This window comes from Cupriavidus sp. GW823-FHT06D04 (genome assembly GCF_058795055.1).
Window position 1 is genome coordinate 23,145 of the sequence record NZ_JBXAHL010000030.1, and the last position, 26,876, is coordinate 50,020.

The 26,876-nt window shown below is 67.5% G+C and carries 23 protein-coding genes, 1 pseudogene and 1 riboswitch; of the genes and pseudogenes, 14 read left to right on the forward strand and 10 right to left on the reverse strand.

Annotated features, from left to right (window positions below; genetic code table 11):
• The first annotated feature begins 30 nt into the window (after positions 1-30).
• From AC1Q7H_RS28570 to metW, 4 genes are all read left to right on the forward strand, one after another.
• Positions 31-969 carry a pyrimidine 5'-nucleotidase gene (locus AC1Q7H_RS28570; RefSeq protein ID WP_249678782.1) on the forward strand — a complete coding sequence of 313 codons (939 nt, stop codon included), beginning with the start codon at positions 31-33 and terminating at the stop codon, positions 967-969.
• The gene (gene slmA, locus AC1Q7H_RS28575; protein ID WP_013955293.1) at positions 966-1,637 is read left to right on the forward strand and encodes a nucleoid occlusion factor SlmA; all 672 of its coding nucleotides are present in this window, start codon (positions 966-968) and stop codon (positions 1,635-1,637) included. The genes AC1Q7H_RS28570 and slmA overlap by 4 nt, the downstream gene beginning before the upstream one ends.
• 274 nt (positions 1,638-1,911) lie before the next feature.
• Positions 1,912-3,093, forward strand: coding sequence for a homoserine O-succinyltransferase MetX (gene metX / locus AC1Q7H_RS28580; protein ID WP_153954910.1), 1,182 nt, complete (start codon positions 1,912-1,914; stop codon positions 3,091-3,093).
• Positions 3,090-3,701: a methionine biosynthesis protein MetW gene (gene metW, locus AC1Q7H_RS28585; RefSeq protein ID WP_013955295.1), complete on the forward strand. Its 612-nt coding sequence runs from the start codon at positions 3,090-3,092 to the stop codon at positions 3,699-3,701. The genes metX and metW overlap by 4 nt, the downstream gene beginning before the upstream one ends.
• On the opposite strand, the gene AC1Q7H_RS28590 is transcribed toward metW, so the two are convergent.
• Entirely contained in the window at positions 3,702-4,616 is a 915-nt protein-coding gene (locus tag AC1Q7H_RS28590; RefSeq protein WP_153954911.1) for a LysR family transcriptional regulator, read from the reverse strand.
• Between the two features lie 110 nt (positions 4,617-4,726).
• On the opposite strand from AC1Q7H_RS28590, the gene AC1Q7H_RS28595 reads away from it, so the two are divergent.
• Together AC1Q7H_RS28595 and AC1Q7H_RS28600 are read left to right on the forward strand one after the other, a co-directional pair.
• The gene (locus AC1Q7H_RS28595; protein ID WP_013955297.1) at positions 4,727-5,614 is read left to right on the forward strand and encodes a DMT family transporter; all 888 of its coding nucleotides are present in this window, start codon (positions 4,727-4,729) and stop codon (positions 5,612-5,614) included.
• Positions 5,615-5,738: 124 nt separating this feature from the next.
• Complete coding sequence (locus AC1Q7H_RS28600; RefSeq protein ID WP_153954912.1) at positions 5,739-6,587, forward strand: acyl-CoA thioesterase; 849 nt, start codon at positions 5,739-5,741, stop codon at positions 6,585-6,587.
• Between the two features lie 13 nt (positions 6,588-6,600).
• Here the strand turns inward: AC1Q7H_RS28600 and AC1Q7H_RS28605 are convergent, their stop codons facing one another.
• Positions 6,601-7,860 carry a muropeptide transporter gene (locus AC1Q7H_RS28605; RefSeq protein ID WP_013955299.1) on the reverse strand — a complete coding sequence of 420 codons (1,260 nt, stop codon included), beginning with the start codon at positions 7,858-7,860 and terminating at the stop codon, positions 6,601-6,603.
• A gap of 155 nt (positions 7,861-8,015) precedes the next feature.
• On the opposite strand from AC1Q7H_RS28605, the gene AC1Q7H_RS28610 reads away from it, so the two are divergent.
• Positions 8,016-8,978 (forward strand): M48 family metallopeptidase, encoded by a 963-nt coding sequence (locus AC1Q7H_RS28610; protein WP_153954913.1) that lies wholly within the window; start codon positions 8,016-8,018, stop codon positions 8,976-8,978.
• 70 nt (positions 8,979-9,048) lie between these two features.
• Here AC1Q7H_RS28610 and argC read toward each other — a convergent pair whose 3' ends face one another.
• Positions 9,049-9,996, reverse strand: coding sequence for an N-acetyl-gamma-glutamyl-phosphate reductase (gene argC, locus AC1Q7H_RS28615; RefSeq protein ID WP_013955301.1), 948 nt, complete (start codon positions 9,994-9,996; stop codon positions 9,049-9,051).
• Between the two features lie 116 nt (positions 9,997-10,112).
• Between argC and AC1Q7H_RS28620 the strand changes: the two are divergent.
• Positions 10,113-10,316, forward strand: a pseudogene (locus AC1Q7H_RS28620) (type II TA system antitoxin MqsA family protein); the annotation flags it as partial.
• 9 nt (positions 10,317-10,325) lie between these two features.
• Here AC1Q7H_RS28620 and AC1Q7H_RS28625 read toward each other — a convergent pair.
• Positions 10,326-11,102, reverse strand: coding sequence for an exodeoxyribonuclease III (locus AC1Q7H_RS28625; protein ID WP_013955302.1), 777 nt, complete (start codon positions 11,100-11,102; stop codon positions 10,326-10,328).
• Between the two features lie 27 nt (positions 11,103-11,129).
• Here AC1Q7H_RS28625 and pyrE point away from each other — a divergent pair, with 27 nt between their 5' ends.
• Positions 11,130-11,816, forward strand: a complete 687-nt coding sequence (gene pyrE / locus AC1Q7H_RS28630) for an orotate phosphoribosyltransferase (protein WP_013955303.1) — start codon at positions 11,130-11,132, stop codon at positions 11,814-11,816.
• A gap of 102 nt (positions 11,817-11,918) precedes the next feature.
• Positions 11,919-13,226 carry a patatin-like phospholipase family protein gene (locus AC1Q7H_RS28635; protein ID WP_013955304.1) on the forward strand — a complete coding sequence of 436 codons (1,308 nt, stop codon included), beginning with the start codon at positions 11,919-11,921 and terminating at the stop codon, positions 13,224-13,226.
• Positions 13,227-13,240: 14 nt separating this feature from the next.
• Here the strand turns inward: AC1Q7H_RS28635 and AC1Q7H_RS28640 are convergent, their stop codons facing one another.
• The 4 genes from AC1Q7H_RS28640 to AC1Q7H_RS28655 all read right to left on the reverse strand — a co-directional run bounded on the left by AC1Q7H_RS28640 (position 13,241) and on the right by AC1Q7H_RS28655 (position 16,862).
• Positions 13,241-14,050, reverse strand: a complete 810-nt coding sequence (locus AC1Q7H_RS28640; RefSeq protein WP_013955305.1) for a polyphosphate kinase 2 family protein — start codon at positions 14,048-14,050, stop codon at positions 13,241-13,243.
• A gap of 107 nt (positions 14,051-14,157) precedes the next feature.
• The gene (gene dapF, locus AC1Q7H_RS28645; protein WP_492382024.1) at positions 14,158-15,024 is read right to left on the reverse strand and encodes a diaminopimelate epimerase; all 867 of its coding nucleotides are present in this window, start codon (positions 15,022-15,024) and stop codon (positions 14,158-14,160) included.
• A 42-nt stretch (positions 15,025-15,066) separates the two neighbouring features.
• Positions 15,067-15,960 (reverse strand): lipid A biosynthesis lauroyl acyltransferase, encoded by an 894-nt coding sequence (locus AC1Q7H_RS28650; protein ID WP_013955307.1) that lies wholly within the window; start codon positions 15,958-15,960, stop codon positions 15,067-15,069.
• On the reverse strand, positions 15,957-16,862 hold the full coding sequence (locus AC1Q7H_RS28655) for a lysophospholipid acyltransferase family protein (protein WP_153954954.1): 906 nt from the start codon (positions 16,860-16,862) through the stop codon (positions 15,957-15,959). Before AC1Q7H_RS28655 ends, AC1Q7H_RS28650 begins: the two co-directional genes overlap by 4 nt.
• Before the next feature lie 331 nt (positions 16,863-17,193).
• Here AC1Q7H_RS28655 and metK point away from each other — a divergent pair, with 331 nt between their 5' ends.
• Complete coding sequence (gene metK, locus AC1Q7H_RS28660; RefSeq protein ID WP_029047350.1) at positions 17,194-18,357, forward strand: methionine adenosyltransferase; 1,164 nt, start codon at positions 17,194-17,196, stop codon at positions 18,355-18,357.
• A gap of 202 nt (positions 18,358-18,559) precedes the next feature.
• The gene (gene kdoO, locus AC1Q7H_RS28665; RefSeq protein ID WP_492382025.1) at positions 18,560-19,504 is read left to right on the forward strand and encodes a Kdo hydroxylase KdoO; all 945 of its coding nucleotides are present in this window, start codon (positions 18,560-18,562) and stop codon (positions 19,502-19,504) included.
• Here kdoO and AC1Q7H_RS28670 read toward each other — a convergent pair whose 3' ends face one another.
• Positions 19,505-20,908 carry a coniferyl aldehyde dehydrogenase gene (locus AC1Q7H_RS28670; RefSeq protein ID WP_153954918.1) on the reverse strand — a complete coding sequence of 468 codons (1,404 nt, stop codon included), beginning with the start codon at positions 20,906-20,908 and terminating at the stop codon, positions 19,505-19,507.
• 314 nt (positions 20,909-21,222) lie between these two features.
• Here AC1Q7H_RS28670 and AC1Q7H_RS28675 point away from each other — a divergent pair, with 314 nt between their 5' ends.
• On the forward strand, positions 21,223-22,902 hold the full coding sequence (locus AC1Q7H_RS28675; protein ID WP_492382026.1) for a GMC family oxidoreductase: 1,680 nt from the start codon (positions 21,223-21,225) through the stop codon (positions 22,900-22,902).
• A 4-nt stretch (positions 22,903-22,906) separates the two neighbouring features.
• On the opposite strand, the gene AC1Q7H_RS28680 is transcribed toward AC1Q7H_RS28675, so the two are convergent.
• Complete coding sequence (locus tag AC1Q7H_RS28680) at positions 22,907-24,568, reverse strand: acyl-CoA dehydrogenase family protein (RefSeq protein WP_492382027.1); 1,662 nt, start codon at positions 24,566-24,568, stop codon at positions 22,907-22,909.
• Between the two features lie 198 nt (positions 24,569-24,766).
• Positions 24,767-24,868: riboswitch (TPP riboswitch) on the forward strand.
• Between the two features lie 101 nt (positions 24,869-24,969).
• Between AC1Q7H_RS28680 and thiC the strand changes: the two genes are divergently transcribed.
• Positions 24,970-26,850 (forward strand): phosphomethylpyrimidine synthase ThiC, encoded by a 1,881-nt coding sequence (gene thiC / locus AC1Q7H_RS28685; RefSeq protein ID WP_013955315.1) that lies wholly within the window; start codon positions 24,970-24,972, stop codon positions 26,848-26,850.
• The last annotated feature ends 26 nt before the right edge of the window (positions 26,851-26,876 follow it).

Sequence of the window (26,876 nt, forward strand, 5' to 3'; positions counted from 1 at the left end):
ATCATCCCATCACCCTCCGAATTGCCCGGCGTGCCTTCCAGTCTTCCTTCTCCGCGCCGTGTCCGCGCTCGCCTCTGCCGCCGCCCCGCGGGCAATACCTCGGGCGATACGGTCTGGCTGTTCGATCTCGACAACACCCTGCACGACGCCTCACACGCGATCTTCCCGGCCATCAACCGGCTGATGACCGACTACGTGGCGCGCGTGCTCGGCTGCGACGAGGCCACCGCCAACCGCGTGCGCGTGGACTACTGGCAGCGCTACGGCGCCACGCTGCTCGGCATGATCCGGCACCACGGCGTGGATCCGGCTGACTTCCTGCGCGCCGCGCATGAATTCCCGGAGCTGGCCGACATGGTGCGGGTGCGGCGCGGGCTGGCCGCGCACCTGCGGCGCCTGCCGGGGCGCAAGATCCTGGTCACCAATGCGCCACAGGACTACGCGCGGGCGGTGCTGGAGATAGCGGGCATACGGCACTGCTTCGAGCGCGTGGTGGCAATCGAGCAGATGTGGGTGCATGGCCACCTGCGGCCCAAGCCGGACCGCCGCATGCTGCGCCGGCTGCTGGTGCAGACCCGCATTGCCCCGCATCGCGCGGTGCTGGTGGAAGACACCGTGTCGCACCTGAAGCGCTATGCCGGCACTGGCATCCGCACCGCCTGGGTGACGGGCTACCTGCGCACGATCGCGCCATCGCGCCCGCATGAGGTGCCCGCGGTGCGCGACGACGGCAGCCGGCGCGATGCCGCGGTACGCTCGACACTGGAGGCAGAGGACCGGCGCCATGTCGGCCATGCCGCGCAGGAGCAGTCGGTGACGCTGGTGGCCGCGGAGACCCAGGCACCGCAGGCGCAGCCCGACAACGTGCCGCGCGTGCGCGCCCGCGTGCCGAACCGGCCGGCCTATGTGAACATAAAAGTACAATCGATGCATCAACTCCAACGACGAATGCGGAGAATCGGGTCATGACGCAAAGCAACGGGCGCGAGCCGGAGGCGGTCATTTCAGGCAGTGCGCAGGATGCGCAGGACGGAGGCCAGCCGCCCGCCACGCCGGCGCGCAAGCGCCCGCGCCCGGGCGAGCGCCGCGTGCAGATCCTGCAGACGCTGGCCACCATGCTGGAGCACCCGCGCGGGGAGAAGATCACAACGGCCGCGCTGGCTGCGCGCCTGAGCGTGTCCGAGGCGGCGCTGTACCGCCATTTCGCCAGCAAGGCGCAGATGTACGAGGGCCTGATCGGCTTTATCGAGCAGACCGTGTTTGGCCTGATCAACCAGATCACCGACAAGGAAGAGCACGGCCTGCGCCAGGCCCACGCCATCGTGCGCATGCTGCTGTCGTTTGCCGAGAAGAACCCGGGCATGACGCGCGTGCTGACCGGCGAGGCGCTGGTGGGCGAGCACGAGCGCCTGCAGGAACGCATCAACCAGCTGGTGGACCGCATCGAGGCCTCGCTGCGCCAGTGCCTGAAGATGGCGGTGACGCAGGCCGCGTTCCCCGCGGATGCCGACATCCCGGCGCGCGCGGCGCTGATCATGGCGGCGGTGCAGGGACAGTGGCACCGCTATGCCAAGAGCGGCTTCCGCAAGTCGCCGTCGGACCATGCCGAGGCGCACCTGCGGGTCTTGCTGAGCTGAAAACAACACGCCGGGCCGATTGCTCTATAATTGCCCGGTCGCGCCGATTTGATGACTGGCTTGCGGGCGCGCGGCAGCCAAGGGACCAAGTTCCGGGTTGCCACTATAAATGCGGCTAAAGAGGTTGGGTCGGCGCCCCATGCCACCACGGTAGTGGATGGCGCCGGCACGCGGAATCCCGCAAGGAATCCAGTGAATCCCGACTTGGCTGCGACGCTTCATACGCAAATGCCGGTCGGGTTTTTTTATGCCCGTTCGCCACGGGCCGGATTCCATGACTGATGTCGCCCTGCCGACCGCCGCGCCTGCCGCGTTCGACCTGCCGCCCGATTCGGTCGGCGTGGTCACGCCGCAGCGCATGCACTTTGCCGAGCCGCTGAAGCTGCGCAACGGCTCGTCCATTGCCGGCTACGACCTGATGGTCGAGACCTATGGCACGCTCAATGCGGCCCGCTCCAACGCGGTGCTGGTGTGCCACGCGCTCAATGCCTCGCACCATGTGGCCGGCGTCTATGCCGAAGACCCGCGCGACGTGGGCTGGTGGGACAACATGGTCGGGCCCGGCAAGCCGCTCGATACCAATCGCTTCTTCGTCATCGGCGTCAATAACCTAGGCTCGTGCTTCGGCTCGACCGGGCCGATGAGCCTGAACCCGGCCACCGGTGCGCCCTACGGCGCGGCGTTTCCGGTGGTGACGGTGGAAGACTGGGTCAATGCGCAGGCGCGCGTGGCCGATGCGTTCGGCATCACGCAATTCGCCGCGGTGATGGGCGGCAGCCTGGGCGGCATGCAGGCGGTGGCCTGGAGCCTGTTGTACCCGGACCGCCTGCGCCACTGCATCGTGGTCGCGTCCACGCCCAAGCTGTCGGCGCAGAACATCGCCTTCAACGAGGTCGCGCGCAGCGCCATCCTGTCCGACCCCGACTTCCACGGCGGCAACTACTACGCGCATGGCGTCAAGCCCAAGCGCGGCCTGCGCGTGGCGCGCATGATCGGCCATATCACCTATCTGTCGGACGAGGACATGGCCGAGAAATTCGGCCGCGAGCTGAAGACCGACGACATCCGCTTCTCGTTCGATGTCGAGTTCCAGGTGGAGAGCTATCTGCGCTACCAGGGCGACAAGTTCGCCGAGTACTTCGACGCCAACACCTACCTGCTGATCACGCGCGCGCTCGACTACTTCGACCCGGCGCTGGCCTTCGGCGGCGACCTGACGCGCGCGATGGCGCAGACCCAGGCGAGCTTCCTGGTGGCGAGCTTCGGCACCGACTGGCGCTTTGCGCCCAGCCGCAGCCGCGAGCTGGTGAAGGCGCTGCTGGACAACAAGCGCCCGGTCTCGTACGCCGAGATCGACGCGCCGCACGGCCACGATGCCTTCCTGCTCGACGACCCGCGCTATCACAACCTGATGCGCGCCTACTACGACCGCATCGCAGAGGAGATCGGCGCATGAACGCCCTGGCCAATCCCAATATCCTGGCGCTGCGCCCCGACTTCCGCGCAATCGCGCGCTGGATCGAACCCAACTCCACCGTGCTCGACCTGGGCTGCGGCGACGGCAGCCTGCTGCGCGTGCTGCAGGACGAGCTCGACGTGCAGGCCTACGGCATCGAGATCCGCGACGAAGGCGTGCTGGCCTGCGCGCAGAAGGGCGTGCATGTCATCCAGCAGAACCTGGAAGGCGGCCTGGCGCTGTTCGAGGACAAGAGCTTCGACACGGTGATCCTGTCGCAGACGCTGCAGACCATCCACAACACCGCGCAGGTGCTGCGCGACACGCTGCGGGTGGGGCGCGAGTGCATCGTGTCGTTCCCGAACTTCGGCTACTGGCCGCACCGGCTGTCGGTGTTCCGCGGCCGCATGCCGGTGTCGGAATCGTTGCCCTACCAGTGGTACAACACGCCCAACGTGCGCGTGCTGACCATCAGCGACTTCGAGGCGCTGGCGCCCAAGGTCGGCCTGCGCGTGATCGACCGCGTGGTGATGCACGAGGGCGTGACCGTCAACTGGGGCGGCAACTGGCGCGGCAGCCTGGCGGTGTACCGGGTCTGCGCGGCCTGATCAGGCTGGCGCGTCGGCGGCCGTGGCTGCAAGGTGATCGACAAAGGCGCGCACCTTGGGCGGTACATGCCGTGTGGGCGTGTAGACCGCGTAGGCCGTGCCGATGTAGGGCTCGAGGATGTCCCAGTCGGCCAGCACGGTGACGACCCGGCCCTGGTCCAATGCATTGCCCAATGAGAAGTCCGGCACCAGCCCGATGCCGGCATCGCGTTCCACCATGCTCATGATCGCCAGGCTGTTGTTCAGCGTCAGGCGCGGCGGGATGCGCACCTCCACTTTCTCGCCGCCGGCGTGGTGGCGCATGGTCCAGCGCTCGCCGAAGTTGCCGTAGCCCAGGTACAGGCAGCGTGCGGCGGGCAGGTCGGCGGGCGTGGCCGGCGTGCCGTGGCGGGCCAGGTAGCCGGGCGAGGCCACCAGCCGGTAGCGCACCTCGCGCAGCGGGCGCGCGGCCAGCCCGGGCGCCAGTTCGCGCGCGATGCGTACGGCCACGTCCATCCCTTCCTCGACCAGGTCGACCATGCGGTCGGCCAGCGTCAGCTGCAGGTCCAGCCCCGGGTATTTGGCCAGCAGCGCCGGCAGCCGCGGCGCCAGCCAGGCCTGCCCGAACGAGACCGGAGCGCTCACGCGCAGCACGCCGTGCGGCGTGCCCCCGTGCTCGCCGGCGAGCGCGGTGACCTCGCGCGCGGCGGCGGTCATGCGGGCGCAGGCGGCGTAGACCGACTGGCCCAGCTCAGTCAGCGCAAAGGCGCGCGTGGTCCGCTGCAGCAGGCTGGCACCGAGCGTGGCTTCCAGACGGGAGACGTGCCGGCTGACCGCCGATGGGGTCATGCCCAGGTCGAGCGCGGCGGCCGAGAAGCTGCCGCACTCGACCACGCGTGCAAACACGGCCATCGCATTAAGTGGCATATCCGGCATTGCGCGTCCCCATCCTTTGACTTCAGGTCAAATACTAATTGAACGACGACGGGATTGTTGAGCAGATTGCATGATGGAACAATGCAGCCATTGTCTGACCGGAGTCCGTCATGCCCTCGCAACAACCCTTGCCAGGTGGCGCCTGGCGCATGGTAGCGGCCATGCTGCTGTCTGGCACCATCGGCTGGTTCGTGGTCACCAGCGGCCAACCGCCGCTCGATGTGGTTTTCTTCCGCTGCCTGTTCGGCGGCGCTGCGCTGCTGGGCGTGCTGACGCTGCAGCGCGGCTGGGTGCGGATGACCCGTGCGCAGCTTGGCTGGCTGGTGCTGGGCGGCGTCACGCTGGTGCTCAACTGGCTGGCGCTGTTCTCGGCGTATGCGTACAGCGGCATCGCCATTGCCACGGTGGTCTACCACACCCAGCCGTTCTTCCTGCTGATGCTGACCTCGGTGATCCAGCGCGAGCCGTTCCCGTTCGCGCGGCTGCCATGGCTGGTGCTGGCCTTTGCCGGGGTGATGCTGATCACCGGGCTGGAGCATGGCGCCACTGGCACTGCGATGCTGGCCGGCATCGGTCTGGGCCTGCTGGCCGCACTGCTGTATGCGGTGACGACCCTGGCCACGCGCCGGCTGCAGGCCATCCCGCCAGGCCAGATTGCCGGGCTGCAGATGGTGCTGGGCGTGTTGATGCTGGCACCACTGGCGCATCCTGCTGCGGGCAGCTATGGCACCGGCACCTGGGCCGCGCTGCTGGCGCTGGGGCTGGTGCATACGGGCGTGATGTACACGCTACTGTATGGCGCCTTCCAGCGCCTTACCGTGGTGTCGATCGCCACGCTGTCCTTCATCTATCCGCTGGTGGCGATCGTGATCGACGTGATGGTGTTCGGCGTGGTGCTGGGGCCGCTGCAGATCGCCGGCATGGCGCTGGTGCTGCTGGGCGTGGTCGCCAACCAACTGGGCTGGAGCCTGCCGCTGCGGCGGCGGGCGCAAGGCTGATGCGGGTGCGACGGTGCCAGCGGCTGGAGGACTGCCGTCTTGACCCGAACGCTGACTACGGTTAGTGTAGGCAGTGGATCGAACGATCGTGCTATTCCCTGCGAGTCACCAACCCATACCAGCCATGTCCACTGCGCCCCAGACCCAGGCGGCCACTGCCGCCAGCCCGCTCCATCCCTTTGACGACGCGCTGGCGCTGGAGCCGGCCGGCGGCCACCGCTTCCTGGGCCGCACCACGCCCGAGTACTGGAACATGATCGGCCCGTTCGGCGGTATCACCGCCGCCACGCTGCTGCAGGCGGCGCTGGACCATCCGCAGCGCCTGGGCGACCCGGTCTCGCTGACGGTCAACTTTGCCGGGCCGATCGCCGAGGGGCCGTTCGAGATCGAGGCGCGCCCGGTGCGCACCAACCGCTCGACCCAGCACTGGACGCTGGAGTTGCGCCAGGGCGATGCCGTGGCCACCACCGCCACCGCCATGTTTGCGGTGCGCCGCGAGACCTGGGTCTGCGGCGAGGCGCTGATGCCGGAGGTGCCAGCGGCCGACACCCTCCCGGCCATGAGCGGGTTTGCGCCGGTGCGCTGGCTCAAGTCCTACGACATGCGCCCGGTGCGCGGCGCCAAGCCGGCCACCGAGCCCGGCACCGAGCATCCGGACAGCCTGACGCAGTTCTGGCTGCGCGACGCGCCGGCGCGCACGCCGGACTTCGCCGCGCTGGCGGCCTGGGCCGACAGCTTCTATCCGCGCATCTTCCTCAAGCGCGCGGGCTTCGTGCCGGCCGGCACGGTGTCGATGACCACCTATTTCCATGCCGATGCCGACACGCTGGCCGCGCTGGGCGACAGCCACGTGCTGGCCAGCGCGCAGGCGCAGGTGTTCAGGCAGGGCTTCTTCGACCAGCGCGCGCAGCTATGGAGCGCCGGCGGCGAGCTGATCGCCAGCTCGCACCAGATCGTCTACTACAAGGAGTGAGGCAGGCGCGGGCTCAGGCGATCGCTTCGCGCGCCTGGGCCTCGTAGCGATGCACGGTGTGGCGCATGGCCCAGAGCAGCATCACGCCAGGCAGCGCCACCACCACCGTGCCCAGGTAGAACGGCGCCCAGCCCCAGGCCTCGACCATATAGCCCGAGGAGGGCCCCACATAGACCCGGCCCACCGACGCCAGCGCCGACAGCAGCGCGTACTGCGTGGCCGAGAACGAGCGGTTGCACAGCGTCATCAGTAGCGCGACGAAGGCCGCCGTGCCCATGCCCCCGCACAGGTTCTCGACCGCAATGGCCGTCCCCATGGTCCACAGGTGCGGCGGCGTCACCGCCAGGATCCAGTAGCCCAGGTTCGACACCGCCTGCAGCACGCCGAAAAGCATCAGCGAACGGTACAGGCCCAGGCGCACCATCAGCGTGCCGCCGAACAGCGCGCCGATGATGGTGGCGGCCAGCCCCAGGGTCTTGTTGACGATGCCCACCTCGCCCGCCGAGAAGCCCACGCCGCGGATCAGGAAGGTGGTCGACAGGCTGCCGGCAAAGGCGTCGCCGAGCTTGTACAGCACGATCAGCAGCAGCAGCCACCACGCGCCCTGGCGGCCAAAGAAGTCGCGCAGCGGGCCGACCACCGCCTCTTCCAGCGAATGCGGCGTGCGCGCGGGCACGTCGGGCTCCGGGGCCCACAGCAGCGTGACGATGCCCACGCCCATCAGCGCCGCCATCAGCAGGTAGGTCTGCTGCCATCCGAGCACGCGGTCGGCCAGCCACAGCGCCAGGCCGCCCGAGACCAGCATCGCCAGCCGGTAGCCCAGCACTTTGACCGCTGCGCCGGCGCCGCGCTCGGCCGGGCGCAGCACGTCGGTGCTGTAGGCGTCGAAGACGATGTCCTGCGACGCCGACAGGAAGGCCACCAGCGTGGCCAGCGCCGCCAGCATCCACAGCGCCTCGCGCGGCGGGCAGAAGGCCATGCCGGCAATGCCCAGCACCAGCCCCAGCTGCGTCACCAGCAGCCAGCCGCGCCGGCGCCCCAGCAGCGGCGGCGTGTAGCGGTCCATCAGCGGCGCCCACAGGAACTTGAAGATATAGGCCTGGCCCACCAGCGAGAAGAAGCCGATGGTCTTGATATCCAGCCCCTCGACCGTCATCCATGCCTGCAAGGTGCCGGAGGTCAGCGCCAGCGGCAGCCCGGAGGCGAAGCCCAGCGCCAGCATGGCGCCGATGCGGCGGTTGCGGAAGATATCGAGATAGGTCTGGAAGGTCATGAACGGGCCGGCGTGAAGCGCCGCGCGGCTGCGCGGGCGCCGTGTATTATTGCATCACCTGTTTGCCTGCCCGCCACATGTGGCACGGCAGGGCATCGTTGCCGCGGATCACCGATCCGCCTGCCTGGTCTTCCACTGCGTCCGAGGAACCGCAAATGCTCCGCCGCCTGCAAGGTGTTCAGCGTCCTACCCGTGACCGTCTGGTCCGCGCGCTGGCGCTGGCCGCGGTGGCGGCGCCCATGGCTTGGTGCATGCCCGCCCAGGCGCAGGACAGCGAGGCTGGCGGCATCCGGCTGGACCGCAGCGGCTCGGCCGTGCGCAAGATCGTGCCGGTCGAGGCCATCGAGCAGCAGGCCGCGCAGGAATACGAGCAGCTCAAGCAGGAAGCCATCGCCAAGCATGCACTGGCCGCCGCCGACAACCCGCAGCTGGTGCGCCTGCGCACGATCGGCAAGCGGCTGCTGCCGCAGACCGCACGCTGGAACGAGCGCGCGCGGCAGTGGCAGTGGGAGATCAACCTGATCGGCTCCAGGCAGGTCAATGCGTTCTGTATGCCGGGCGGCAAGATCGCCTTCTATACCGGGTTGCTCGACCAGCTCAAGCTGACCGACGACGAGATCGCCATGGCGATGGGCCACGAGATCGCCCACGCGCTGCAGGAGCATGCGCGCGAGCGCGCCGCCAAGTCAGAGATCACCAACCTCGGTGCCAACGTGATCTCGCAGCTGTTCGGCTTCGGCAACCTTGGCAATATGGCGCTGGGCACCGGCGCCCACCTGCTGACGCTGCGTTTCTCGCGCGCGGATGAGTCCGAGGCGGACCTGATCGGCATGGATATCGCCGCGCGCGCCGGCTACGACCCGCGCGCCGCAGTGTCGCTGTGGCAGAAGATGGGCAAGGTGAGCCAGTCCGGCACAGAGTTCCTGTCCACGCATCCGTCCGGGCGCAGCCGCATCGCCGACCTGGAGAAGCACCTGCCGGAAGTGCTGCCGCTCTATGCGCGCGCGAGCAATACCACGGTGGACAGGCTGCCGCCATACCGCGCCAATATGGCGAACCTGGGCGGCGCGCCGGTGGACAGCGGCGACGACGACCGGCAGAAGCCGCTGCAACGCTGAGCAGTCTGCTGACGCCAATGAAAAAAGCCGGCAATGCCGGCTTTTTCCTCATTCGGGGCCTGCTGCCGCGTCAGGCGCGCAGCCCCGTGGCCTCGTCAGCGCCCACATGCACGTTCATGCATTGCACCGCCGCGCCGGCCGCGCCCTTGCCCAGGTTGTCCAGGCGGGCCACCAGGTTCAGGCGCTCGGCATTGCCGAACACGAACAGGTCGACACGGTTGGTGTCGTTGTTGGCCTGAACGTCGAAGAAGCCGCCGTCGAGGTTGTCGGCGCTGTTGTACGGCATCACGCGCACGAACTGCTCGCCTTCATAATGCTTGCGGTAGATCTCGACGATCTGCTCGGGGCTGACCTTGCGCGCCAGCCGGTCCGTGAACACCGGCACCGTCACCGCCAGGCCCTTCAGGAAGTTGCCGACGATCGGGTTGAAGATCGGCGCCTGCGCCAGGCCGGCCTGCACGCGCATCTCGGGCAGGTGCTTGTGTTCCAGGCCCAGCGCGTACGGACGCGGGCTGTCCAGTTTCGGGTTACCGCCGGCTTCGAACTCGGCAATCATCGACTTGCCGCCGCCGCTGTAGCCGGTCAGCGAGAACGCCGAAACCGGGTAGTCGGACGGCAGCACACCGGCGTCCACCAGCGGACGCACTGCCAGCACGAAGGCGCTGGCGTGGCAGCCCGGCACCGCAATGCGCTTGCTGTCGCGGATCTTCTCGCGCTGGCCGCGCGCCAGCTCGGGCAGGCCGTAGGCCCAGCTGTCGGAGGTGCGGAACGCCGTGCTGGCGTCGATCACGCAGGTGTTCGGGTTGGTCACCAGCGACACCGCCTCGCGCGAGGCCGCATCGGGCAGGCACAGGAAGGCGACGTCGGCGGCGTTCAGGAATCGTGCTCGTTCGGCCGGGTCCTTGCGCTTGTCATCGGCAATGCGCAGCAGTTCCACGTCGGAACGGCCGGATAGATAGTCAAGCAGCCGGAGACCGGTGGTGCCTTCCTGACCATCGACGAACACTTTGAAAACCATGGCTGACTCACTCAATGAGGTGCGGGAAATGCGAAACGTCCCCTGCCGCATGCGATAGGGAACCTGCATTGTAGCGGGGATGGGGGCTGGTCGCAGGGGTTTGTACCGATGGGATTACGCTTGTCGATCCGGCCTATATCACCGGCGTTCGCAAGAAGCTCCGCCTCGACCAGCGCGATGGCGCCGAGATCTTCGGCGGCGGGGTCAACGCGTTCTCGCGCTACGAGACCGGCCGGACCAAGCCGCCGCTGGCGCTGGTCAAGCTGCTCAAGCTGCTTGATCGCCACCCGGAACTGCTCGAAGAGATCCGGGCGGCGTAAATGCCGTGCTCAGAGCGGAAAGTCGTAGTCGATCGACAGCGGCGCGTGGTCGCTGAACTTCTCGTCCTTGTAGATCGAGCACAGGTGCGCCGTGTCTGCGATCTTGGGCGTGGCCAGGTGGTAGTCGATGCGCCAGCCGACGTTCTTGGCATAGGCCTGGCCGCGGTTGCTCCACCAGGTGTACTGGTCGGGGCGCGGATCCAGCTTGCGGAACACATCGACATAGCCGTGGCTGTCGAACAGTTCACCGATCCAGGCGCGTTCTTCCGGCAGGAAGCCTGAGTTCTTCAGGTTGCCCTTCCAGTTCTTGATGTCGATTTCCTTGTGCGCAATGTTGACGTCACCGCACAGCACGATCTCGCGCCCGCTTGCCTTCAGTTGCAGAAGATGCGGCAGGAAGGCCTCCATGAAGCGGAACTTGGCCTGCTGGCGCTCCTCGCCGCTGGAGCCGGACGGCACGTACACGGAGATTACTGCCAGGTGCGGGTACTGCACTTCCACATAGCGGCCTTCGTTGTCGAACTCGGGAATGCCGAAGCCGGTGACCACGCGCTCGGGCTGATGGCGCGTGTAGAGGCCCACGCCGCTGTAGCCCTTCTTCTCGGCATAGTGGAAATAGCCATGGTAGCCATGTGGCGCAAGGAACGCTTCCGTCATGTCGGCGGCCTGCGCCTTCAATTCCTGCACGCAGACCATGTCTGCGTCCTGCTTGCCCATCCAGTCGAAAAAGCCCTTCTTCGACGCGGAGCGGATGCCGTTGAGGTTGGCGCTGATAATCCGTAACATTCGGGGAAATTTTGAATTCAGAGAGAAATGATGACGCAGCAGAAACCGCCCGCGGGTGCCGATCTCAGCCAGACCTTTATCCGCTTTGCGCTCGATGCGGGCGTGCTGTCGTTTGGTGAGTTCGTCACCAAGGCCGGCCGCAAGTCGCCTTACTTCTTCAACGCCGGCCTGTTCAACCAGGGCGCGATGCTGGGCCAGGTGGCGCAATTCTATGCCAAAACGCTGCTGGCCTCGGGCGTGCAGTTCGACGTGCTGTTCGGGCCGGCCTACAAGGGCATCACGCTGGCGTCGGCCACGGCGGTGGCGCTGGCGGGCATGGGACGTGACGTCGGCTTCGCCTACAACCGCAAGGAAGCCAAGGACCACGGCGAAGGCGGCACGCTGGTCGGGGCCAAGCTGCAGGGCAAGGTGGTCATCATCGACGACGTGATTTCCGCCGGCACCTCGGTGCGCGAATCGGTGAACATGATCCGCGCCGCCGGCGCCGAGCCGGCCGCGGTCCTGATCGCACTGGACCGCATGGAAAAGAGCGGTACCGCCGAGCAGGTCGGCACCCATTCCGCCGTGCAGGACGTGCAGCGCGAATTCGGCATCCCGGTGATCGCGATCGCCAGCCTGAAGGACCTGCTGGCTTACCTGGATGCGTCGCAGGACCCGGCGCTGGGGGCTTCGCGCGAGGCCGTGGCGGCCTATCGTCAGCGCTACGGCGTCTGAAGCCGTTGATGACAACGGGGCGCTGCCAGCCTGCGCCCTCATTCCGCACGTTCGGCGGACAGCGGACGGACGGCTGACTTTCAGACTGGGAGGGAGCGCGGCGTGGCGGCAAAAGAGCGGCAGGAACGGGCAGGGCGGCAGGCGGCAACGCCATCCACAACGGCGGAATCAGCCGGCAACGGCGAGTCCCTGGCCGAGCGCGGCGCGCAGGTGCTGCCGCGCAAGCCGGTGCGCCAGGCTGCCAAGGCCCCGGACCGGGCGGCGCATGAGGCCTATGCCGTGCGCGCGCTGGTGTTGCAGGGTGGCGGCGCGCTCGGGGCCTACCAGGCCGGCGTGTATCAGGGCCTTGCCGAGGGCGGGATCTACCCGAACTGGGTTGCCGGCATCTCCATCGGTGCGCTCAACGCCGCCATCATCGCCGGCAATCCGCCCCAGCGCCGCGTGGAACAGCTGTGCGCCTTCTGGGAGTACATCTGCGCGCAGCCGTGGATGCCCAGTCTGTCGCACACCTGGTTCGCCGACCATGCCGAAGGCTGGCCCGAGCCGATGCGGATCTGGTTCGATGGCCTGCATGCGGCGCGTGCCATGCTGGAAGGCCAGCGTGGCTTCTTCCAGCCGCGCAGCTGGCCGGAGCTGATGTCGCGCTACTCGGATCCGAGCCATGCCAGCTTCTACGACACCACGCCGCTGAAGGCGACGCTGGAGCGCTTTGCCGACTTCGACCTGATCAACCACCGCCCCGACCTGATGCGCGTCTCGGTGGGGGCGGTCAATGTGCGCACCGGCAATTTCGCCTACTTCGACAATACCCGCGACAAGCTCTGCCCCGAGCACTTCATGGCCTCGGGCGCGCTGCCGCCGGGCTTTCCGGCGGTGGAGATCGGTGGCGAGTACTACTGGGATGGCGGGCTGGTGTCGAACACACCGCTGGCCGAGGTGCTGACCGCGCAGCCGCGGCGCGACGCGCTGATCTTCCAGGTCGACCTGTGGAGCGCGCGCGGCAAGCTGCCGCACGACCTGGTCGACGTGGCCGAGCGCCAGAAGGACATCCAGTATTCCAGCCGCACGCGGGCCATTACCGATTACATGCGCGAGCAGCAGAACCTGCGCCGCATGCTCAACGAGGTGATGGCGCTGGTACCGCCGTCAAAGCGCGACAACGCCTGGTACCGCCGCGCGGCGGAGCAGGCCTGCGACGCGCGCCGCAATGTGATCCAGCTGATCTACCGCGACAAGTCGTTCGAGAACCTGGCCAAGGACTACCAGTTCGGCGCGCTCACCATGCATGAGCACTGGACCAGCGGGCTGGACGATATCCGCCAGACCCTGCGCCACCCGCAATGGCTGGCGATGCCCAGCCGCGAGCACCCCTTCGTCACGCACGACGTGCACCGCGGCAACGGCGGCTGAGGCGGCCGGGCGGCTCAGTCGACCTTGATCGTGGCCAGTTCCGGCCGGGCCGGCGGGTAGGCCGGCTTCAGGTCCTCGAAGACCTTGGTCAGGATCTCCGCCACCATCAGGTTGCGGTGTGTCTTGGAGTCGGCCGGCACCACGTACCACGGGCATTCGGGCGTGCTGGTCGCCATGATGGCAGCCTCGTAGGCGTCCATGTAGGCCTTCCAGTGCTTGCGCTCGGCAAGGTCGGTGGTGTCGAACTTCCAGTGTTTCTCCGGGTCCGCCAGGCGCGCTTCGAGCCGTGCCTTCTGCTCGTCGCGGGATATATGCAGGAAGCACTTGACGATGGTGGTGCCGGTCTCGGTTAGCATCGACTCGAAGTCCCGGATCTGGCGGAAGCGCCGCTCGCACTCGGCGGCGTCGATCCAGTCGTGCACGCGCGTGATCAGCACGTCTTCATAGTGGCTGCGGTTGAAGACCACGATCTCGCCGGTCTTCGGTACCTGCAGGTGGATGCGCCACAGGTAGTCGCGCGCCAGTTCCTCGGGCGACGGGGCCTTGAAGCCCACCACGCGGATGCCCAGCGGATCGAAGCTGCGGAACACGCCGCGCACGGTGCCGTCCTTGCCGCTGGTATCCATGCCCTGCAGCACCACCAGCAGCTTGCGCCGGTGCTCGGCGTAGAAGATGTCCTGCTGCGCGTCGAGGGCGTTGCTCAACTCGATGATGCGGGCAAGGTCTTCCTCTTTCTTGCCGCACGACAGCGGCTTGCTGCCCGGGTCGAAGTCGGCAAGGCGAAAACGCTTGCCCGAGGTGATGCGGAAATCGTCCAGCGGCATGGGCGCTCCATCGGTCTGACCAGCAAGATCAAGGGAATGGGCGCCCCCGCCGGGGCTCCGCGACAAGGAATGCGGGGCGTGTGGAAAGGGGCGCACAGCCCCTATGGTCAGGTCGGCAGGGCTGCCAGGTCAATGCTGCCTTCAAACACGGTGGTGGCCGGGCCGGTCATGCGCACCGGTTCCGCACCGCCTTCCCAGGCAATGGTCAGTTCGCCGCCATGGGTATGCACCCGAACCGGCGAGTCCAGCAGGCCGCGCCGGATGCCGGCCACCACGGCCGCGCAGGCGCCGGTGCCGCAGGCCAGGGTCTCGCCGGCACCGCGCTCGTAGACACGCAGCCGGATGGTGTGGCGGTCCTGCACCTGCATGAAGCCGGCATTGACGCGGTTGGGGAAGGCGGCATGGTGCTCCACCACCGGGCCGTCCTGCAGCACCGGGAAGTTCTCCACGTTGTCCACCACCTGCACCGCGTGCGGATTGCCCATCGATACCGCCGAGATCCATTCGGTGCGGCCGTTGACCTCCAGTCCGTACAGCGTGTCCGCGCCTTCCGCGCGGGTGGGCAGGCCTTCGGCACGGAACGGCACGCGCGCCGGTTCCAGTTCGGGCGCACCCATATCCACCGTGACCTGGCCGTCGTCCTGCAGCGTCAGGGTAATGACGCCGTTCATCACTTCGACGCGCACCGAGCGCTTGTCGGTCATGCCCTTGTCGGTGACAAAGCGCACAAAGCAGCGCGCGCCGTTGCCGCAGTGCTCCACCTCGCTGCCATCGGCATTGACGATGCGGTAGCGGAAGTCGACATCGGGGCGGGACGGCTTTTCAACGATCAGGATCTGGTCCGCGCCCACGCCGAAATGCCGGCTGGCCAGCGCACGCCATTGCGCCGGAGTCAGGTCGATCTGCTGGTGGATGCCGTCGAGCACGACAAAGTCGTTGCCCGCGCCGTGCATCTTGGTGAACTGGAGTTTCATGGTGGGGATTGTAGCTGCGCGGCGCCGGACGTGCCGGCGCGCTCAGTAAATCTCGGGCTCGCCCGGCAGGCGATGCTTGAAGCGCTTGTGCACCCAGTAGTACTCCGGCACGCGCGGGCGGATGCAGTCCTCGAAGAAGGCATTCATGCGGCGCGTGTCGTCGGTGACGCTTGCGCCGGGGTAGTCTTCCCAGGGCGGCAGGATGCGCAGCACATAGCCCTGGTAGTCAGGCAGCATCTCGGTGTAGATCGGCACCACCTTGGCCCCGGTCAGGCGTGCCAGCCGCGACACCGAGGTCAGTGTCAGCGCCTGCACGCCGAAGAACGGCACGAACTCCGAGTCGCGCTCGCCGAAATCCATGTCGGCGATCAGCTGCAGCGCCTCGCCTTTCTTCAGACAGCGCAGGATGTCGCGCGCGCTGTCGTTGCGCGAGATCATGTTGGCGCCGAAGCGCCCGCGCGCGTGCTTCAGGAAGTGGTCGAACAGGTCGTTCTTCTGCCTGGTATAGAGCGACGCGCCGGAGCGGCCGAGATGCTCGCGCAGGTTGATGGTGAGCCGGATCGCGCCGGCTTCCACGCCTGACAGGTGCAGCGTGACCAGGATATGCGGGGTGCCATCCAGCGCCACCAGGTCGGCCTGGTCGTCGATCTGCACCCAGCGGCGCATCTGCGCTTCGCTGCCGGTCCAGAAGATGCCGCGCTCGGCAAAGCTGCGGAACAGGATGCGGAAGCTCTGGCGCGACAGCTCGTCGATTTCGGCCTCGGTCCGGTCCGGGAAACACAGGCGCAGGTTGGCCTGTACCACACGGCGCCGCTCGCTCGGCACCAGGTAGAGCAGGCTTCCCAGCGCCTCGCCGAAGCGCGCGACGAACGGATATGGCAGCTTGCCCAGCACCGTCAGCAAGCCGATGCCAAGCCACGTGAACACACGGCTCATGAAATCGATTGATCAGCGGCCGGCTCGGTGTCGTTGCCCGGGGTGCCCGGCGCGTCCGGGGTGCCCGCTCCGGCGGGTTGCTTGTAGCGGTTGTAAGCCCACAGGTACTGCGTGGGGCACAGGCGTACCAGTTCCTCGATGGTCCGGTTGATGACCGCTGCTGCTGCGGCAGGATCGTCCGGCAACATGCCGCCGTCGTTGATCACGCGCAGGTGGCCGCGATAGCCGGCGCCGCGCGGCAGGCGCTCGGCAAAGACCGCCACTACCGACGCGCCGGTCAGCTGCTGCAGCCGGTGCACCAGCGCCATCGTATAGGCGGGCTTGCCGAAGAACGGCGCCCAGTTGCCCTCGCCGCCACTGGGCACCTGGTCGGGCAGGATGCCCACCGCCTGGCCGCGCTTGAGTGCCTTGACCAGCATGCGCACCCCGCGCGGCGTGGCCGGCGCCATGTGCATGTCGGGGCGGGTGCGCATTTTTTCGATCCAGTCGCGCAGCCAGGGCTGGTGCGGCGGCTTGAATAGCGCGGTGACCGGGCGCTGCAGCGCGTGGGACTGCGGCAGCACTTCAAAGCAGCCCAGGTGCGGGGTCAGGATGATGATGCCCTTGCCGCGCGCCTGCAGCTTGCCCAGCTCGGGCCACAGGTAGTCGTCAAAGCCATACAGCTTCGCGCCGATCTTGCTGCGGCTCCAGAAGTAGGGCATCTCGATGATCATGCGCCCGGCCGAACGGGCCGCTTCGTCGATCATCGCCTCGGTGGCGTCGGGAAACGCCTGGCGGAAGTTCTCCCGCAGGCGCTGGCCGTAGCGGCCGGGCAGGCGCGCGCTCAGTAGTCCGAGCGCGCCGCCCGCGGCTTGCAGCAGCCGCAGGGGAAAACGGGAGATCAGCCAGAATAAAAAGGTCATCAGGCGCGAAAAGCAGGTCTGCTGCGGGTCTGTGCCGGGGAACAGGCGAACAGGCAGCGTTTTTTCTATGGCGGTATTCAGTTCCGCGCGCAGCGTGCCGTCATCGGGATTCATATGGGCACGGTGCCCCGGCAGGTTGGCCGGGTGCCGTGCTGTACCGTTGGCGCGCTGCAACGAGCCCGGCAGGCGCGTATAATAGCGTGTATCGCCGAGTTAACTGACAACTTGCGGGGCGATGCGGCTCTGACCGGGCTGCTTGAAATACCGCTAAAGCGTCGCCGCCATGAACCGCACGGGCTGGCACGCAATAGCCAACCTGGAGAATAAGTTCGTGGCAAACGACTTCCTTTTTACTTCGGAATCCGTCTCCGAAGGCCATCCCGACAAGGTCGCCGACCAGATTTCCGACGCCGTCCTGGACGCCATCCTGGCCCAGGACAAGTACGCGCGTGTGGCAGCTGAGACGCTTTGCAACACCGGTCTGGTGGTGCTGGCTGGGGAAATCACCACGACCGCCAACGTCGACTATATCCAGATCGCGCGCGACACCATCAAGCGCATCGGCTACGACAATACCGAGTACGGGATCGACTACAAGGGCTGCGCGGTGCTGGTCGCCTATGACAAGCAATCGCCCGACATCGCCCAGGGCGTTGACCGCGCTTCCGACGACTACCTGAACCAGGGTGCCGGCGACCAGGGCCTGATGTTCGGCTACGCCTGCGACGAGACCCCGGAACTGATGCCGTTCCCGATCTACTACGCCCACCGCCTGGTCGAGCGCCAGTCGCTGCTGCGCCGCGACGGCCGCCTGCCCTGGCTGCGCCCGGACGCCAAGTCGCAGGTGACGGTGCGTTATGTCGACGGCAAGCCGCACAGCGTGGATACCGTGGTGCTGTCGACCCAGCATTCGCCGGACATCACCCAGGCCCAGATCCGCGAAGCGGTGATCGAGGAAATCATCAAGCCGGTGCTGCCGGCCGAGATGCTCAAGGAAACCAAGTACCTGGTGAACCCGACCGGGCGCTTCGTGATCGGCGGCCCGCAGGGCGACTGCGGCCTGACCGGGCGCAAGATCATCGTCGATACCTACGGCGGCGCCTCGCCCCACGGCGGTGGCGCGTTCTCGGGCAAGGACCCGTCCAAGGTCGACCGCTCGGCCGCCTACGCCGCGCGCTACGTGGCCAAGAACGTGGTGGCCTCGGGCCTGGCGCGCCAGTGCCAGGTGCAGGTCAGCTATGCCATCGGCGTGGCCCGCCCGATCAACGTGACGGTCTACACCGAAGGCACCGGCAAGATCCCCGACGCTAAGATCGCCGAACTGGTGCAGGAGCATTTTGACCTGCGCCCGAAGGGCATCGTGCAGATGCTGGACCTGCTGCGCCCCATCTACGAGAAGACCGCCGCCTACGGCCACTTCGGCCGTGAAGAGCCGGAATTCTCGTGGGAAGCCACCGACAAGGCGGCTGCGCTGCGCGCCGCGGCTGGCCTGTAAGCGCCACCCGCGTCAGCAGCACTGACGGCAAGCCCCGCCGGCCCGCAAGGGCCCGCGGGGTTTTTTTACGCGGACTTGATCCTGGTCCAGTCGCCGCGTGACGCCGGCGCCACCGCAAGCAGCAGGGAGTAAAATCCCGCCATCCCAAGCCGCCACGCCGGCGGCCGACCCCAAACACTGGTGACCGTTTCCAGAGGATGCCATGTCCGAAGCGCCTATCCTTGCCCCCTCGACTTCAACCCCGCCGCCCGCCGCCGCCGGCCAGCTCAACCTGATCCGCCCGCAGCCATATACCGACTGGGCGCCGCAGGTCACGGCCGAAGAACGCGCCACGCTGCGCCGCGAGCTGGAGCAGGGCGCCGTGCTGTACTTCCCGAACCTGAATTTCCGTTTTCAGCCGGGCGAAGAGCGCTTCCTGGACAGCCGCTATTCCGACGGCAAGTCCAAGAACATCAACCTGCGCGCCGACGACACCGCAGTGCGCGGTGCCCAGGGCAGCCCGCAGGACCTGGCGGACCTGTACACGCTGATCCGCCGCTACGCCGACAACAGCGAATTGCTGGTGCGCACGCTGTTCCCGGAATACATCCCGCACATGACGCGCGCCGGCACCTCGCTGCGGCCCAGCGAGATCGCCGGGCGCCCGGTCAGCTGGCGCAAGGACGACACCCGCCTGCACGTGGACTCGTTCCCGTCCAACCCGATGCTGGGCAAGCGCCTGTTGCGAGTGTTCCACAATATCGACCCGGCTGCGGCGCGCGTGTGGCGCGTGGGCGAGCCGTTCGGCGATTTTGCGCAGAAGTTCGTGCCCAAGACCCATGGCATGTGGCCCGGGCAGGCGGCGCTGATGAAGCTGCTGCATATCACCAAGCGCAAGCGCTCGGAATACGACCACCGCATGCTGCAGCTGCATGACCTGGCCAAGGCCGATCTGGATTACCAGGCCAAGGTGCCGCAGCAGGAATTCCACTTCCCGCCGGGTTCCACCTGGATCGTCTTCAGCGACCAGCTGCTGCATGCGGCCATGCGCGGACGGGCGATGATGGAGCAGACCATCTACCTGGCGCCGCAGGCGATTTCCGACCACACCCACTCGCCCGAGGCGGTGCTGTCGCGCATGCTCGGGCGGCCGATGCTGGTGTCCTGATCAACGCAAAAGCAGGCGCAACATGGTTTCGAAGGTCTTGCCGTAAGGCGGCTTGAGCAGGCCGGCGCCGTTCAGGCCGGCCTGGTGGAACACCGGCTTCACCTTGGAGAAGGTGTCGAAGCCCGCCTGGCCGTGATAGGCGCCCATGCCGCTGGCGCCGACCCCGCCGAAGGGCAGGCCGTCCTGGGCGATATGGAACAGCGTGTCGTTGACCGTGACGCCGCCGGCAACGGTCTGCTTCATCACATGGCCGATGGCGCCGCGGTCGCGCTCGAACAGGTACAACGCCAGCGGTCGCGGGCGCGCATTGATGTAGTCCACCGCCTCGTCCAGGGTGCGGTACGTCACCACGGGCAGCACCGGCCCGAAGATCTCCTCGCGCATCGCCGTGATGCCTTCGGGCACATCCAGCAGCAGCACCGGCGGCAGGCGCCGCGCCTGCGCGTCCGGCTGCGCATCGGACAGCGGCACCACGGTCGCGCCTTGCGCCGAGGCTTCATCCACCAGCGCCGCCAGGCGCGCGAAGTGGCGCGGGCTGATGATGCTGGTGTAGTCCCCGTTGCGCGCCAGGTCCGGATAGAGCCGGCCCACGCACTGGCGTGCCGCTTCTACCAGCTGCCCGCGCAGGTCTTCCGGCACCAGCACGTAGTCTGGCGCGATGCAGGTCTGGCCCGCGTTCATCAGCTTGCCCACCAGGATGCGCTCCACCGCACGTGGCAGGTCGGCGCCGGCGCCGATAATCGCCGGCGATTTGCCGCCGAGTTCCAGCGTCACCGGGGTCAGGTTGGCGGCCGCCGCGCGCATCACATGGTGGCCGACCGCGGTCGAGCCGGTGAACAGCAGGTGGTCGAAGGGCAGCGCGGTAAAGGCGCTCGCCACCTCGGCATCGCCGTTGACCACCACGATCTCGTCCGGCGCAAAGTGCTGCGGCACCAGTTGCGCGAACAAGGCCGCAAAGCGCGGCGTGTATTCCGACAGCTTCACCATGGCGCGGTTGCCCGCCGCCAGTGCGCCGGCCAGCGGCCCCACCGTCAGGTACAGCGGATAGTTCCAGGGCACCACGATGCCCACCACGCCCAGCGGCTGCGGCACCAGCCGCGAGCGGCCCGGGCGGAACCAGAAGCCGGTGGCGGCGCGGCGCACGCGCATCCAGCGCTTGCCGTGGCGCAGCGCGTCGTCGATGCCGCCCAGGCTCGGGAATACCTCCAGCAGCGCGGTTTCCTGCCGCGGCCGGTTGGTGAAGTCCGCGTGGATGGCGGCGGCAATGGCAGCCTCGTTCTCTGTCACCAGCCGGCGCAGGCGCTGCAGGCGGTCGGCGCGCACGGCCCAGGCGGGCAGCTGGTCGCGCCGTGACGCAGCGTGCATGGCGCCAAAGACGGACGACAGGTCGGGGACTTCTCGCATTGCTGCGCTCCTGGGCAAGTGACGTGCGGGGACAGTGGAAGCGGATCGCGGCGGGTGGCGGTGCAACGGTCCGCGTGTTCCCGCGCACGATAAGGTAGCGTGCCAGCCATGGCAATGGAAGTTTCCTACCAGAAGGGCAATTCAAACGCCCGTCTGCGCAGCGCGGCGGCCCGCGCCACCGGGCTTCTCCACCGTCCGGGCTAGCGCCTACACTGAATCTCACAGCTTGCCATCCGCTGGACGGACAGGGCGCGCACGCACTGGCGCGGCCCGGCTCACGCACGCGCGCCGCCTGCGGACTCGCGGGGAGACAGATGGAAACCACCTTTGACTACGTCATCGTCGGCGCGGGCTCGGCGGGCTGTGCGCTGGCGGGGCGGCTTGCCGACAGCGGCGACGACACCATTGCCCTGGTCGAGGCCGGGCACCACGATCACCATGTGCTGATACGCACACCCGCGGCGCTTGCCGCGCTGCTGCCGCGCGCGGGGGCACGCAACTACGGCTATGAAACCGTGCCGCAGCCGGGCCTGAACGGCCGCCGCGGCTACCAGCCGCGCGGGCGCGGGCTGGGCGGCAGTTCTTCGATCAACGCCATGATCTACACGCGTGGCCGTGCCGCCGACTACGACGCGTGGGCCGCCGCCGGCTGCGACGGCTGGTCGTGGGACGACGTGCTGCCGTACTTCCGTCGCGCCGAGTGCAATGAACGCCTGGCCGGCAGCGACGACGACCCGCTGCACGGCGGCAACGGCCCGTTGCACGTGAGCGACCTGCGCACTCCCAACCCCTTTGCCGAACGCTTCATCGAGGCCGCGCAGCAGGCGGGCTTCCCGCGCAACGACGATTTCAACGGCGAAGAGCAGGAGGGCGTGGGCTGGTACCAGGTCACGCAGCACGCGGGCGAGCGCTGGAACGCGGCGCGTGCCTACCTGCACGGTGGCAACAAGCGCGACCGGGCCTGCAACGGCGGCCGCGCGCACCTGCAGGTGCTGACCGATACGCAGGCGCTGCGCATCGTTTTCGAAGGCCGCCATGCGGCCGGGGTGCAGGTGGTGCGCGAGGGCCGCCGGCAACTGCTGCGCGCGCGCCGCGACGTGATCGTGTGCGCGGGCACATTCGGCTCGCCGCAGCTGCTGATGGTGTCGGGCGTCGGCCCCGCCGCGCACTTGCGCGAGCACGGCATCGCCGTCGTGCATGACCTGCCTGGCGTGGGCGCCAACCTGCAGGACCATCTCGACATCGTGCTGCACAAGCGCGTGGCCGTGCCTGAATTGTTCGGCGTGTCGTTCGGCGGCCTGGCGCGGCTCGTGTCTGAAATGCTGCGCTACCGGCGCGAGCGCACCGGCATGATGTCAAGCAACTTCGCCGAGGCAGGCGGCTTCCTGCGCAGCCGCCCGGATCTGCCCGAGCCCGACCTGCAGCTGCATTTCGTGGTCGGCATGGCGGATGACCACATGCGCCGGCTGAACTTCGGCCACGGCTATTCCTGCCATGTCTGCGTGCTGCGCCCGCGCAGCCGCGGCGAGGTGCGGCTGGCCTCGCACGATATCCGGCGCGCGCCGCTGATCGACCCGCAATACCTGAGCGATGCGCGCGACCTGGACGACATGGTGGCTGGCGTGCGCATCGTGCGCAGCATCTTTGCGCAGCCGCAGCTGGCCAGCTTTGGCGGACGCGAACTCTATTCCGCCGGCCTGCGAGCCGATGGCAGCGACGACGCTGCCGTGCGCGAGATGATCCGCGAGCATGCCGACACCATCTATCACCCCGTCGGCACCTGCCGCATGGGCATGGATGCGATGGCGGTGGTGGACCCGCAATTGCGCGTGCGCGGCGTCGAGGGCTTGCGCGTGGTCGATGCGTCGGTGATGCCGACCCTGGTCGGCGGCAACATCAATGCGCCAGCCATCATGATCGGCGAGCGCGCGCATGACCTGATCCGCTATGCGCCGCGGGTGATGCTGCGGGTGCTGGAATCAATGGAGGCTTGAATCGTCAGCCTTCGAAGCCGCGCGAGAACACCCGCTTGAGCACGTCGGCATCCGCATCCAGCGTGCCGAACACGCGCCCGTGCTGCCGTCCCAGCCGGCTGGCGACGAACAGCTCCGCATTCTCGGTATCGGCATGCGCCAGCATCAGCGCGGCCTGTGCGGTCAGCACCAGCCCCTGCGCAAAGCGGCGTGCATTGGCTTCCAGCAGTTCGGGGTTCTCGTGCAGCATGGCCTGCAGCGATGCCAGTTCTGCGCGTACCGCCGGATGGCCGCCGGCGCGGCGCGACAGGTCTTGCAGCAAGCGTGCGGCATCGTCGGGATTGCGCTGGATGGCGCGCAGCACGTCCAGGCACATGATATTGCCCGAGCCTTCCCAGATCGAGTTGACCGGCGCCTCGCGGTACAGCCGCGCCATCGGGCCTTCTTCCACGTAGCCGTTGCCGCCCCAGACTTCCATGGCTTCGCCGGTGGCTTCCAGCGTGCGCTTGCAGACCCAGAACTTGGCCGCGGGGGTGACCACGCGCTTCCATGCCGCCGCGAGCGGATCATCGTCAGCGTGCTCGAAGGCGTGGCCCAGCTCCATCATCAGCAGGGTGGCCGCTTCGGATTCCAGCGCCAGGTCGGCCAGCACATTGCGCATCAGCGGCTGGTCGGCCAGCAGGCGCCCGAAGGCGCTGCGGTGGCGCGCATGGTGCAGCGCCTGCACAAAGGCGGCGCGCAGGATCGCGGCGCTGCCGATCACGCAGTCGAGCCGCGTGCTGGTGGCCATCTCGATGATGGTCGGGATGCCGCGGCCTTCCTCGCCGATCAGGATGCCGGTGGCGTCGCAGAATTCCACCTCGCTGCTGGAATTGGAGCGGTTGCCGAGCTTGTCCTTGAGCCGCTGGATCAGCACCGCGTTCTTGCTGCCGTCGTCGCGAAAGCGCGGCACGAAGAAGCACGACAACGGGCCGTCTTCGGCGCCCATGCGCGCGACCACCAGGTGCGCATCGCACATCGGCGCGGAGAAGAACCACTTGTGCCCGGTCAGCGCGTATTCCGCGCCGCGGCCCTCGCCGCGCACCGCGCGCGCCACGGTGGTGTTGGCGCGCACGTCCGAGCCGCCCTGCTTCTCGGTCATGCCCATGCCGATCATGATTGCGCTCTTGCTGCGCCACGGCAGGTCGCGCGCATCGTGTTCGGTCGCATATAGCCGCGGCTCCAGTTCGGCAAACAGTGCGGTTTCCTTGCGCAGCACCGGGATGCTGGCGAAGGTCATGGTGGGCGGGCACAGTGAGCCGGATTCCACCTGCGCCTGCAGGAAGTAGCCGGCGGTGCGCGCCACCCATGCGCCCGCGCGCGGCTGGGCGAAGGGCAGGGCCTGCAGCTGCTGGCTGCGCAGCAAGCCCAGCAGCGCATGCCAGCTCGGGTGGAAATCCACGGCATCGATGCGCTCGCCGGTGCGGCTGTGCGTGTGCAGCTCGGGCGTGTGCCGGTTGGCATCGGCTGCCCATTGCTGGACTTCCGGCTCGCCCAGGCGCGCGCCGAACTGGCCCAGCGCCGCGGCATGCCAGCCGCCTCCCAGCCGATCCAGTGCGCCGCGCAGCGACGGGTCGGTGGAAAACAGGTTGTAGTGCGCGAGATCGGGCACCTGGTTGAATACGCGGTGGGTGGCAGCTTCAGTCATGGCGGCATGGAAGGTGGACGCGTCCTGCTTGCATGGTAGAGCACGTGACGCGCGTTTGAGTGCATTGCCATGCCCTTGCGTGCGATTCGTGCGCTGCAGCATGCGTTATTTGATACCTGTGCGCACAGCTGTGGCACCACAAATGGAGGTCAATTGGCACTAGCGCCCGCCGGGGGCTTGTGCTTAAATTCACCCCGTTGGATGAAACAGGGGTGCCGTACGGATGGGCCGTGCGGCTGAGAGAGTCCCTTCGAACCCGATCCGGCTAGTACCGGCGTGGGAAGTTTCACAAGACCAAGTCTCCAGTCCCTCCGGGACTCGCCGCCCCAGGCCTCAGGCCCCAGGCAGCGCTCACAAGGCTCCTGGTTTCGTCCACCCCCGCAAGAGAGAGGACGACACCCATGGCCCGTACTGCCCCCGCTGCATCCTTCGAATCGCTCGAAAGCGACCTCGACCAGAAATTCGCCTATCCGGCTTCCAGCAAGACCTACCTGACCGGCAGCCGCCCGGATATCCGCGTACCGCTGCGCACCATCCTGCAAACGTCGACGCGCACCGACAAGGGCGAGATGTCCAATCCGCCGATCCCGGTGTACGACACCTCGGGCCCGTACAGCGACCCGGACGTGCATATCGACCTGAAGGCCGGCCTGCCGGCGCTGCGCGCCAAGTGGATCGATGAGCGCGGCGATACCGAAGTGCTCAAGGGCCTGTCGTCGGAATACGGCCGCGACCGCGCCAACGACCCCGCCACCGCGCACCTGCGTTTTGCCCAGCTGACCAACCCGCGCCGCGCCAAGGCCGGTGCCAACGTGTCGCAGATGCACTATGCGCGCAAGGGCATCATCACGCCGGAAATGGAATACGTGGCGCTGCGCGAGTCGCTGAACCTGCAGGCGCTGTACGACAAGCCCGAATACAAGGCGCTGCTGCGCCAGCACCCCGGCAACGCGCTGGGCGCCGGCCTGCCGCTGCGTCCGGAAGACATCACGCCGGAATTCGTGCGCCAGGAAATCGCCTCGGGCCGCGCCATCATTCCCGCCAACATCAATCACACCGAGCTGGAGCCGATGGCGATCGGGCGCAATTTCCGCGTCAAGATCAACGGCAACCTGGGCAACTCGGCGGTGACCTCGTCGCTGGCCGAGGAAGTGGAAAAGATGGTGTGGTCGATCCGCTGGGGCGCCGACACCATCATGGACCTGTCCACCGGCAAGCACATCCATGAAACCCGCGAATGGATCCTGCGCAACTCGCCGGTACCCATCGGCACGGTGCCGATCTACCAGGCGCTGGACAAGACCGGCGGCATCGCCGAGGACCTGACCTGGGAGATGTTCCGCGACACGCTGATCGAGCAGGCCGAGCAGGGCGTGGACTACTTCACCATCCACGCCGGCGTGCTGCTGCGCTATGTGCCGCTGACCGCCGACCGCGTCACGGGCATCGTCTCGCGCGGTGGTTCGATTATGGCCAAGTGGTGCCTGGCGCACCACAAGGAAAACTTCCTGTACACGCACTTCGACGAGATCTGCGAAATCATGAAGGCCTATGACGTGTCGTTCAGCCTCGGCGACGGCCTGCGTCCGGGCTGTATCGCTGACTCCAACGACGACGCCCAGTTCGGCGAGCTGCGCACGCTGGGCGAGCTCACCGCCAAGGCGTGGGAGCACGATGTGCAGGTGATGATCGAAGGCCCGGGCCACGTGCCGCTGCAGCGCATCCAGGCCAATATGGATGAAGAGCTGAAGCACTGCTATGAAGCGCCGTTCTACACGCTCGGACCGCTGGTGACGGACATCGCCCCCGGCTACGACCACATCACCAGCGGCATCGGCGCGGCCAACATCGGCTGGATGGGCACCGCCATGCTGTGCTACGTCACGCCCAAGGAGCACCTGGGCCTGCCGGACAAGGAAGATGTGCGCGAAGGCATCATCACCTACAAGATCGCCGCGCACGCCGCGGACCTTGCCAAGGGCTGGCCCGGCGCGCAGCTGCGCGACAACGCGCTGTCCAAGGCACGCTTCGAATTCCGCTGGGAAGACCAGTTCAACCTGGGCCTGGATCCGGAACGCGCGCGTTCGTACCACGACGCCACGCTGCCGGCCGAAGGCGCCAAGATCGCCCACTTCTGCTCGATGTGCGGGCCGAAGTTCTGCTCGATGAAGATCACGCAGGAAGTGCGCGATTACGCGGCGTCGCTGCCCAAGGAAGCGAAGCAGGGCATGGAAGAAAAGTCGATCGAGTTCCTGAAGAAGGGCAGCAAGATTTACTCGTGATGCCGTGACAGGTAGTACGGGCATGG